The organism is Verrucomicrobiota bacterium (assembly GCA_016871535.1).
Taxonomy (GTDB): domain Bacteria; phylum Verrucomicrobiota; class Verrucomicrobiia; order Limisphaerales; family SIBE01; genus VHCZ01.
The window spans coordinates 45,042-55,609 of record VHCZ01000011.1 but is presented as its reverse complement, the minus strand read 5'-3'; the positions used below and the strand labels follow the sequence as shown (position 1 = coordinate 55,609).

Here is a 10,568-nt window from a genome sequence, read left to right as displayed (position 1 = left end):
TTTTTCGCCAGACTTCGTTGCTTGCTCCTTACAGATCCACTTCGGGATATGCTCGTCGCTCGCGCCTCGTCTGGCCGAAAAATCCCTTGCCGCGAACGTGAGCGTATTTATGAAATGGACCACTTAGCCGACGCAGGCAGGCTGGAAGCCTGCCCTACGTTGGCCAGACGCTGTTGAAGAGTTTCTCGGTTTCTCTGTTTTTTTTGCTGCTGGCGGGCTGCGCCCAGCACGCGCCCCCCGGCATCGTGCCGATCCCTGGAGCCTTTCGTCCCGGCAGCGCCGACGCGGAATTCACTCGCGTCTCGGAAGAGTTTCTCGCGGGTTATCTCGCCTTCCGACCCCAAACCGGAACTGCGCTCGGTTTCCATGAGTACGACGGAAAGATAACCGATTTCAGTCGGGCCGCGTTGGACGCGGAGTTGGCCCGCCTCAAGCGATTTGAACAGCAGTTGGCGGAGTTGAAGACCGGCGCCTTGAGCCGCCAGGCGTTCTACGATTACCGCATCCTCCGCGCCGCGATCCAGAGCGAGATTTTCAAATTTGAAGACATGGCCATCTTCACGAAGAACCCCATGACCTACGCCGGCGCGTTCGACGTGAACATTTACGTCAAACGCAACTTCGCGCCGCTCGAAGATCGCGTGCGGTCCGTGATCGCGATTCTGAACGAAGCGCCGAAAGTCATGGCTGCCGCGAAAGCCAATTTGGCGGAGTCCCTGGCCAAACCTTACGTCGAGACCGCCCTTGAAGTCGCCAACGGCGCGGCGGCGTTTCTGGGCAAGGACTTGGTCGAGGCTTTGCGGGGACTCAAGAACGAATCGTTGCGAGCGGTTTTTGAAGGGGCGAACGAGTGTGCGATTTCGGAGTTGCGGGGCTACGTCGCGTGGCTCGAAGTCCAGCAACTGCCCAGGTCGCACACGCGCTACGCCCTCGGCCGCGAGAAATACCAGAAGATGCTCATGGTCGAGGAGTTGATTGCTCTGTCGCCCGAACGAATCCTCGAAATCGGCCTGCAAGAGCTGCGGCGCGAACAAGCGATTTTCGCCGAGACCGCTCACCAGATCGATCCCTCGCGCAAGCCCATTGAAGTCTTCCGCGAGATTCAGAAAGACCATCCGACTGAGGACGGCCTGATTCCCGAGACGCGAAAGAATCTCGAAGCGATCCGGCAATTCTTGATCGACCGCAAGATCATCACCCTGCCCTCGGAAGTGCGCGCGCGTGTGGACGAAACGCCGCAGTTCGCTCGCGCGACGAGCTTCGCTTCCATGGATACGCCGGGGCCCTTTGAGACGAAAGCCACCGAGGCGTATTACTACGTCACGCCCGTGGAGAAGCATTGGACGCCGAAGCAAAAGGAGGAATGGCTCACGGCATTCAATTACTACACAACTGACATCGTCTCGATTCACGAGGCTTATCCCGGCCACTACACGCAATTCCTGTGCTTGAACGCCTCGGCGGCGACCAGGCTGGAGAAGATATTCACCAGCTACGCGTTCGTCGAAGGCTGGGCGCATTACACCGAGCAAATGATGATCGATGAAGGATTCGGCGCCGCGGCCGTGCGCAACGCGTCCCCGGCAGACCGCATCAAGGCGTTGAAATATCGGCTGGCGCAATCGGATGAAGCGCTGCTTCGCCTCTGCCGCCTTTGCGTGTCGATCAAGACGCACTGCGAAGGCATGTCGCTCGACGACGCGACGAGATTTTTCGAAGAGAACTGTTACTATGAACCGAAGCCGGCGCGCCAGGAAGCGCTGCGCGGCACGTTCGATCCCGGCTACCTCTACTACACCGTGGGCAAGCTGCAGATTCTGAAACTCCGTCGCGACTACCAAAAGCAGGAAGGCGCCCGTTACTCGCTGCAACGATTTCACGACGAGATGTTGCGCCACGGCGCGCCGCCCATCCGCCTGCTCCGAGAGGTGATGCTCAAGGATCGGAAGATTTGGGATGAAGTTCTGTGAGTCCTGGGAATCGGGGACCACACGCGCCCCCGCGTGTCCCGACCGGCGCCTTCGCCGGTCGGAACGTCGTTGAAACCATGGCACTGAGTCGGCCGATTCAGTCCGACTGAAGGTGGTTGGCGAGGGCGCCAACCACTGCGCGCGAGGGCGCGTGCGCTCCCCGGATGCGCTTCATGCGCTTCCAGAATGCCCGAATGATCGTTTCTGAGTTGCGCGCACGCGTGGCAACCGCTAAGCACAGCCCCATGAACCGCCCTCAACGCCTCTCATGGCTCGCGCACGCTCTACTGCAATTCGGCTTTTTCCTTAGCGCCTCGGCGCTTACGGCTAATTTTCTCCTGGCCGCTGAGCCAGTCAGCGCTCTGCAGGTCGGCCTCGCCGTGCGAGACGTGACGCCGGAGCTTCCGATCTGGCTGGCGGGTTACGCCGCGCGCAAAAAGGCCGCCGACAAACTCGATCACCCGCTGCTGGTTCAAGCCATGGCGTTGAAAAGCGCTTCAGGGACGCGGATTGTCTTCGTTTCGCTCGACAACTGCGAAGTCAGCCGCGCATTCACCGCGCCCGTCCTCCAGGAGATCGAAGACAAGCACGGACTCAAGCGCGGCGAAGTCATGATTGTCTCGAGCCACACGCATTCCGCGCCGGTTTTGGAAGGCACGCTGGAGACGATGTACCACTATTCGGATCAGGAAGCGCAGCGCGTGCGCCGGTACAGCGCGATGCTGCGCCAGAAACTCGTCGAAGTCGCCGGCGCTGCTTTGGCGGACTTGAAGCCTGCCCTGCTGGAACACGGAATTGGCCGCGCGGCCTTCGCGATGAACCGCCGCGTGTATCGCGACGACGCCGTCGTGTTCGGTGAGAACCCGGACGGCCCAGTGGATTGGGACGTCAATGTCCTGAAGGTCAAAGGCACGAACAACACCGTGCGCGCGGTTGTGTTTGGCTACGCCTGCCACGGGACGAGCATCGCGGGCGACGATTTTTACATCGTCTCAGGCGATTACATGGCCTACGCCCGCCAGCACATCGAGTCGCTTTATCCCGGCACGACGGCAATCTATCTGACAGGCATGGGCGCGGATTCCAATCCTTCGCCGCGGGGCACGCTCCTGGATTCCAAACGCCATGGCGTGGAGCTGGCCGGCACGGTGCTCGGCGTGCTCAACCGCCCAATGCGGCCTGTCGAAGGCCGGCTGAGACTTGCGTTCGAGGAACTGGAACTCCCGTTAGAGGATCCGCCCGGCCGCGAGCAACTCGAAAAGGACGCGCAAAGCAAGGACGCGTACGTCAAGAGTCGCGCCGAACTCTATCTCAAAAATCTCGCCGCCGGCAAAAAGCCGCCGACGGGCGTCCCACTTCCGCTGGCAGCAATCCGCATTGGCGACGACCTGACCTTCCTCGCGATGGGCGGCGAAGTCGTGGTTGATTACAGCATCCGCTTCAAGCGCCTGTTCGCCGCGGACCAGCCCTGGCCAGTCGGCTACGCCTACGAAGTGCCGTGCTACATTCCGTCTGTGCGGATTTTGAAAGAGGGCGGTTACGAAGCGCAATCGTCGCTCATCTATTACGGTTTTTACGGGCCTTTTCGGACCAAGATCGAAGGCCTCTTGACCGCCAAAATGACCGAGTTGGTCCGCCAGACGCGGAATCCGTAACACCGATGGAAAGGAAATCGCGTAGGCTGAGCGGTTGGAACGCGTGACGGGAAGGCTGCCTTCCCCATGAATCCCCCATCCCAATTCTGGGACACCACTTCGCATGAAAGTTACGCCCCTTGGAATTCAACGACGTGCTACTGCTTTCAGGGTAACCGTTCCGGACCGTGGCCGTTAGGCGCCTTTAGGCCGCTTCAGCGCTGGACTCCGGAGAGTGCGTGGAAGCAGCCTGAAGGCTGCGGCCCGCACAATCTCAGGTTCATGGGCCATGTGCATGGCTCGAAGGCCGTGGGAGCTTCCCATAAACCGGAGCGCTGGTCTCCGACCCGGCGCAATGACAAGGCGTCGCCGAAATCCGCCGGGTTGGAGACCGGCACTCCGCATGCCCGGTTCATTGGCGGCGAGCTGCGCTTTTGGGAAAGAGTTTGCGCATCACTGGTACGCAATGACGATCTGGTTCCCGGCGATCTTGATCGACGAAATCTTCTTCGGCGCGTCTGAATTGATCCGGAAGAAGCGTGCGGCTTCGCGCGGAAGCGGGATCGTGATTGTGCGGACTTGAGCGTCCACAATGGCGCTTGCTTCGGCGGCGAACGGCCCGGTCACGGCGAGCGCGGTTTCAAGTCTCACGGCCGGCGCTGGAGTCACGGTCCGGTAGGCTTTGACCGCTTTCGCATTCGCGGGATCGTTGATCAAAGTGCGTTCGCCGGTCGCGATATCCACCGAAAACCATTCGGCATACCCGGCCCCTCCACGTTCGTACCATACCATCCGGAACGGATAAAGGCCGGACTCCGGGACGACGAAGTCAAACGTCTCGTTCGCCGGACCGCCATTGTGGAATTCGAGCGGTGTGGCCGAGGCGTCGCTGATATTGCGGCTCGACGAAATCTTGTAGCCGTCATCCGAGACCACGCCGAAGCGATGAATGCCCGCTGACAATTCAAGGTAGGCCGTGATTTCGACCGCGAAATCGTCCAAGCCGTTGCCCGCCGGGTCGAGGTGAGGCAAGACGGCGTCGTTCTCGAAGTTGCCGCGCGGCCCTTCGGTCTTGTTAAAGTTGATGACGTCCGCCGTGAAATTCGTGGAGATCGCAGCGGGAATTGTGGAGTTGGCGGCGAGTTGATTCTCCGCGCGCTGGAGGCTGTTTTCCAAGGCCGAGCCTTGCGGCGCCTGGACCAATCGCAAGTTAAGGCCGCGCGCCAAACCAGGCCCTGGAACTCGAATCGACGTGTCGAGCGCTTTGTAAGTCAGCGTGAACCTCCATTCGTTCGTCTGCGCCACGTCGAGGTTGTCGCTGAAGGTCAGCCGCGCGGTGACGGTCGAATTCGGCGGCGGCAACGGCGACAGCGCATAACCCACCGTCGCGCCATTGGCGTCGCTGAGGATCGTGGGGGTGACCACGGCGTTGTTGACGCGCAAGGCGATGCTGTTGGTTTTGACGGTGGTGTCGCGATTCTGAATCGTCGCTTGCAGGAAAGGCGTCGCCGATTCCACGGTCGTGCCATGCGCCGGGGAAACTCCCGTTACCGTGGCTCGCTGAAGCCCCGGATCCGCCACCGGCACGAACACGAGGTAATTCTGAAAAATCCCGCCGTCCGACGGAGCGGAGGACACTTGACGCAACCGCAGCGTCTCGAGGCCGGAGAGGCGGACGATGACTTTGCTTTTGCCCAGGCCATCGGTGAGCGGAATGTTCCGCAGGAGATATCCGGTTCGCGGAGCCAGGAAAGAACCCAGTGTGCGCGTGGTCTGGTTGGGCTGAGAGCGGTCGCTTGTCATTTTCTCCAAGACCGCCTCGACTTGCGTGCCGTTGACGAGCGACTCGCGCAAATACACTTCGTAGGTGCCTGCCGGAAAAGTCCGGGTGTAGTTCATCCATTCGCCCGCCACGATGTCTCCGACGTCATAGTCGAACACCGAGGCCGCTGAACCGCCCGCTTTGGTGAACTTGTCGCGGGTCAGGTCGAGCGATTGCCGCATGCGCACGTAGTCGTCCGGGCGATACGGCACGTTCTGGAAGCTCGTCCGCGTGTCCGAATAGTCTGTGCCTTGAACGCCGGCCTGATTGGCGTATGCCTTCGCCTGCGGCCCGGTGCCTTCGGGGATCACGATCGGGTTATCGACGAACTGGCCGCCCCCGAAATTGAAATCCTCGATCTCGATCACCAGGTTGTTCGGCGAAAAGGTGTCGAAGTAAAGCGTCGAACCTGCGGAAGCGTTGTCGGAGTCCGTCACTTTGATTTCCACCGCGTAATTGGCGTTCGCGGCCAGGCCGCCGAATGAAACCGTCCGGCTGTTGCCCGCGCCGGTGATCGTCAAGCCGGTGGCGCTCGTGAGCGCGCTGCCGTTCAAACTGACTTCGATCTTTGCGTTGTCCAGGGGTTTGTCGTCCGTCGCCTTGAAGGAAACTGGCGTGGACGCGGGCAAGAAGTTGGCGAACTCAGCCGGCTTCACTTCGGAAATCACCGGGGGCGTGTTCGCGGCGACGGGCGGCGCCCAGATTTCGGCGTTGTCGTAAATGACTTCGTAGGAGTCTTGAGGCGCGTTCCGGTCGAAATCCTGATAACAATACAAGACGAAATTGCCGCTGCCCAAATACGCCGCGGACGGATTGTCGGTCCCGTTCCGCAGCACGTCCGGTCCCGCGGTGTCCACGTAAGTCTTCTCGAAGATGACGGCGTTGTTGTTGTCCTTGTCCAACACCTTGCCATTGATGATGACGCTGGTGCCTCGCCCTTCCAGAGACAGCACAAGCGTGACCTTTTCGTTCTTGAGCGCCGGGGTCGGATTCTCGTTGTGGAAATATTTGCCGATGCCTTTGGTGATCAAAATATCGGTCGTCGATTTGGCGAGGCCGTAGCCGGCGAGCGTGTCCGCGCCCGTCGTCGTCGGGATGAAACCCATGACCGCGAACGCGTCCTTGCCGTTCCCGCTGACCAGATCGACGCGGAGTTCGAGGCGCTCGCCTTCCACGAGATCGAACGTGCGCGAGGTCTTGGTGCTGGCGGAAAAGAGCGCCTGGCCTGCCGGCGGCTGGACAAATTTGAATTGGCCGCCCGTTTCCGTTGGCAACCCTAATCCCGTAACAAAGGTGAAATCCTTCCAATCGGTCTTCGTGTTGTCGTTGAAATCATCGACCACGGTGTGGTCCAGCACGAACGCTTCGGCGTTGTCGTAAGTCACTTCGTAAGTGTCCTGCGGCGCGCTGCGGTCGAAGTCCTGGTAGCAATACAGCACGAAATTGCCGGCGCCGAAGTAAGGCGCCGCCGGGCTGTCCGTGCCATTCCGCAACACGTCCGCGCCCGGGGTGTCGGTCACCGTCCGGTCGAAAATCACGGCGTTGTTGTTGTCTTTGTCCAGGACCCTGGCGTTGATGAGGACGCTCGTGCCTTGGCCTGTGAGCGAAAGCACCAGCGTGATGTTCTCATTCTTGAGCGGCTCGGCAGGATTTTCGTTCACAAAATATTTGCCAATGCCCTTCGTGATCAAAATGTCGGTCGTGGACTTCGCGAAGCCATAGCCGGCCAGCGTGTTCACGCTGGACGCCGTGGGGATAAAGGCCAGCACGGCGAACGCGTCCTTGCCGTTGCCCTTCACCAGATCGACGCGAAACTCAATCGTCCGCCCATCTTGCAGCGTGTAGGTCTCGGAGGTTTTCGTGCTGGCCGAAAAGATGGCCTGGCCGGCCGGCGGCTGGACGAACTTGAATTGCCCGGCGGTTTCGGACGGAATCCCGAACCCGGCCTGGAAGGTGAAGTCTTTCCAGTCGGATTTCTTGTTGTCATCAAAGTTGTCCAGAACCCGGGCGTCGTTCACAACGCAAGAGGCAGAGACGAGAAGGGACCACAGGACGGGGTTCGTGAGACATGCGTGATGGAGTGTCGAGTTCATAAGCGAGATTTTAGCCACTTGCCGCGCAATTCTTACCTTGGATCTGACATTCTTTCCATCACAATCCGCCGAAAAATGGACGGCTCCGCAGATATTGGGTCGATTTGGCAGCGAATCTTGGCTGGCTCTGGTCAAGAGATTACTCAGAAGCTCAGGCCACGAGGTTGCAGCGCGACCGGATGCACGGTAGGATCTGCGCAGCATGAGAGCCGTGGCCAGCCATCCTGCTCGACCGTTCGATGCGGGGCGAATTATTCAGTTGGCGCATGCGGCCAATCCAGCTAAGTGGTCGGGCGCGATGGAATCGGACTACGCCCGCGCGATGAACGATTTTCTGCTGTTGCTGCGGCAGCGGAATATCCCGTTCGTCGTGGTTGGAGGGATTGCTCTCCTGCAACATGTGCCCGGGCGAAACACCGAGGATTTGGACCTCATACTGGCCGCTCCGCATCTTCTGGAGATCCCGGAATTAGAACTCACCGAGCGAAACGACATGTTCGCCAAAGGCAATTTTCACGGTTTGCGCGTGGACTTGTTGTTTTACGAGCACCCTTTCTTCGGGAAGATTACGCGGGAATACGCGACCGAACTCTCCTATACCGTCGGCCAGCTCCGCACGGCGACCGTTGAAGGCCTGATCTTGCTCAAGCTTTTCGCGCTCCCCAGCCTCTATCGCCAATTCGACCTCGACCGCGCCGCCATTTATGAGGCCGACCTCGTCCAGCTTGTCTCGCGAACCGAGCATGAGGATTCGTTCTTTCTGAACGTCCTGTGCGAATACCTTCCCGGATCGGACCAGCGCGAACTCACTTCGATCTTGAAGGAAATCCGCCAGAAAATCGCCCGTCTGCGCGGCAGCGCTCCGGCGTCGTGAGTCGCAGCTACTGGAGACAAGCGGCGCCGTCCGCGACGAAGAGTTTCTCACTCTCTTCCCGAAAGGAGGAGAGGGCTGGGGAGAGGAGGGTGTTGGCTCGCTTCTGATGTTTCCAAGAAACCCCTCTCTCCAACTCTCTCCCCACTCGTTCCTCCCCGGGAGAGAGGGAAGTCTATTGGAGTCGCTGACCGACACTTTTAATCGCACCCCCAACGGCGTTCTTGAAATTCCCCGGCTGACTCGGCACGATTCGTCACCAGCAAACCTTGATCCCTATGACTCGAACTATTCCTTCCTGCCGGCGCCCAAGCGTTATCGCGCTTTCCCTGGGCGTTCTCATGTGGCTGCAATCCAGCGGACCGAGCCTCCGATCATGCTTCGCAGCCGATGCGGCCAAATCCGGCGAGCGCCGGCTCCTTTACGTGGCTCAACCTGGCATCCGCAATTACCTCGAATATGGCGGGCACGGCCTGATCGTCTTCGACATCGACCACGGGCACCGCTTCGTGAAGCGCATTCCAACCGCCGGTCTGGATGACGACAAGAAACCGCTCAACGTGAAAGGCGTTTGCGCGAGCGCCGACACCAAACGGATTTACATCAGCACGCTCAAATACTTGACCTGCCTCGATCTGGTCACCGAAAAGATTCTTTGGGAAAAATCTTACGAAGGCGGATGCGACCGCATGGCGCTGTCGCCCGATGGAAAGGTGATGTATTTGCCGTCTTTGGAGAAGGAGCACTGGCACGTCGTCAACGCGCTCACGGGCGAGATTATCAAAAAGATTGTGACCAAATCCGGCGCGCACAACACGATTTACGGCCTCGACGGCAAGCACGCTTTCCTGGCTGGACTGAAGTCGCCCTTGCTCCGGGTCACGGACACCAAGACCCATTCCGTGCTGCGCGAGGTCGGACCGTTCAGCAGCGCGATCCGGCCATTCACGGTCAATGGCCGGGGGACGCTCTGTTATGTGAACGTCAACGATCTGCTTGGATTTGAGATCGGCGATTTGACCACGGGCAAAATGCTTCATCGCGTCGAAGTGCAAGGCTACAACAAAGGCCCGACCAAGCGGCACGGTTGCCCCAGCCATGGCGTCGGCTTGACGCCGGACGAAAAGGAAATCTGGCTCACCGACGCGCACAACAGCCGCATGCACATCTTCGACAACACCGTGTTGCCACCGAAGCAAGTCGCGACCCTGGAAGTGCGGGATCAACCTGGCTGGATCACGTTCAGCATCGACGGCCGCTACGCCTATCCTTCCACTGGCGATGTGATCGAGGTGGCGACGCGAAGGACCGTGGCCGAGTTGAAAGACGAAGAAGGCCGGGCCGTGCAGAGCGAGAAAATGTTGGAAATTGTTTTCAAAGGAGACCGGCCGGTTCGCGCGGGCGATCAGTTCGGGTTAGGGAGGAAGTGAAGCGCCAGCCCTAGCCCCCTAGCCCTCTACAGTAGCCCGGATATTTCACACTCCTTCATGGGGAGCGCACGCGCCTCGCGTGCTGCGTGCGGCGCCTCGCCGCAATCGGGCGCCTGGACGACAAAGCTCGTAGCGCAGAGTTGCACTCTGCCGTATCGCAGAATTGTATTCTGCGGGGCGTCTCCCAGTCCGAGCACGCTGGGAGTTGCCGGCGCCCTGCCGATTGGAAATCGGCGATACCGCAGATTGAAAATCTGCGCTACGGTTCTCCGGTCGATCTGTCGTCAATCCCACGGTCTGCACAGTAGACCACATCAATGTCGAAGGTCAGCCGCGCCGAGCCATGGATGATCGCAGCCACCCCGCCGATGAGGATGAATTGACGTCGTGTCGAGTGAGCGATTGAAGAACTCCTTAAAAATCTGTTGGCATGTCACTTCAACCCCCATGAAGGATCTTTTGCTCTGGCTCGCCTGCCGGCTTCCCGCAGTTCGTCCGCGAAACGGGCAAAGTCCAGGAATTTCTGCGCCCGCTGCGCCGGTGTCAGTTTCAAGTTCTCTCGTAAGAGCGTTCGGTCCATGTCCTTTTTGAACGCTTCGATCAGCGGATCGTAAGTGTCGGCCGGAGCGAGGCCCATCTCGTCGTGGAACGCTTCAGACCGCGCGGATTCTCGGAATAGGAGGAAGGCTCATTCATGGGCGTTCGCCATCGTTGTTTCGATTGCTATTGAACACCATTCCGCCCTGCT

General features: G+C 59.7%; 6 protein-coding genes. 4 read left to right on the top strand and 2 right to left on the bottom strand.

Annotated elements, in window-relative coordinates; all coding sequences use genetic code 11:
• The first annotated feature begins 149 nt into the window (after positions 1 to 149).
• Both FJ398_03000 and FJ398_02995 read left to right on the top strand, forming a co-directional pair.
• Positions 150 to 1,970, top strand: coding sequence for a DUF885 domain-containing protein (locus FJ398_03000; protein ID MBM3836927.1), 1,821 nt, complete (start codon positions 150 to 152; stop codon positions 1,968 to 1,970).
• A 164-nt stretch (positions 1,971 to 2,134) separates the two neighbouring features.
• Positions 2,135 to 3,625, top strand: coding sequence for a hypothetical protein (locus FJ398_02995; protein MBM3836926.1), 1,491 nt, complete (start codon positions 2,135 to 2,137; stop codon positions 3,623 to 3,625).
• 432 nt (positions 3,626 to 4,057) lie between these two features.
• Here the strand turns inward: FJ398_02995 and FJ398_02990 are convergent, their stop codons facing one another.
• Entirely contained in the window at positions 4,058 to 7,519 is a 3,462-nt protein-coding gene (locus FJ398_02990; GenBank protein MBM3836925.1) for a hypothetical protein, read from the bottom strand.
• Between the two features lie 202 nt (positions 7,520 to 7,721).
• On the opposite strand from FJ398_02990, the gene FJ398_02985 reads away from it, so the two are divergent.
• A complete protein-coding gene (locus tag FJ398_02985; GenBank protein MBM3836924.1) occupies positions 7,722 to 8,393 on the top strand; it encodes a hypothetical protein in 672 nt (223 codons plus the stop codon).
• Between the two features lie 338 nt (positions 8,394 to 8,731).
• Complete coding sequence (locus FJ398_02980) at positions 8,732 to 9,820, top strand: hypothetical protein (GenBank protein MBM3836923.1); 1,089 nt, start codon at positions 8,732 to 8,734, stop codon at positions 9,818 to 9,820.
• Positions 9,821 to 10,253: 433 nt separating this feature from the next.
• On the opposite strand, the gene FJ398_02975 is transcribed toward FJ398_02980, so the two are convergent.
• The gene (locus FJ398_02975; GenBank protein MBM3836922.1) at positions 10,254 to 10,457 is read right to left on the bottom strand and encodes a hypothetical protein; all 204 of its coding nucleotides are present in this window, start codon (positions 10,455 to 10,457) and stop codon (positions 10,254 to 10,256) included.
• Positions 10,458 to 10,568 lie beyond the last annotated feature (111 nt).

Coding starts and splice junctions, on each gene's coding strand:
- FJ398_02990 (MBM3836925.1), bottom strand. CDS start 7,519: ATGAACTCGACACTCCATCACGCATGTCTCACGAACCCCGTCCTGTGG.
- FJ398_02985 (MBM3836924.1), top strand. CDS start 7,722: ATGAGAGCCGTGGCCAGCCATCCTGCTCGACCGTTCGATGCGGGGCGA.
- FJ398_02975 (MBM3836922.1), bottom strand. CDS start 10,457: ATGGGCCTCGCTCCGGCCGACACTTACGATCCGCTGATCGAAGCGTTC.
- FJ398_02995 (MBM3836926.1), top strand. CDS start 2,135: ATGCGCTTCATGCGCTTCCAGAATGCCCGAATGATCGTTTCTGAGTTG.
- FJ398_02980 (MBM3836923.1), top strand. CDS start 8,732: ATGTGGCTGCAATCCAGCGGACCGAGCCTCCGATCATGCTTCGCAGCC.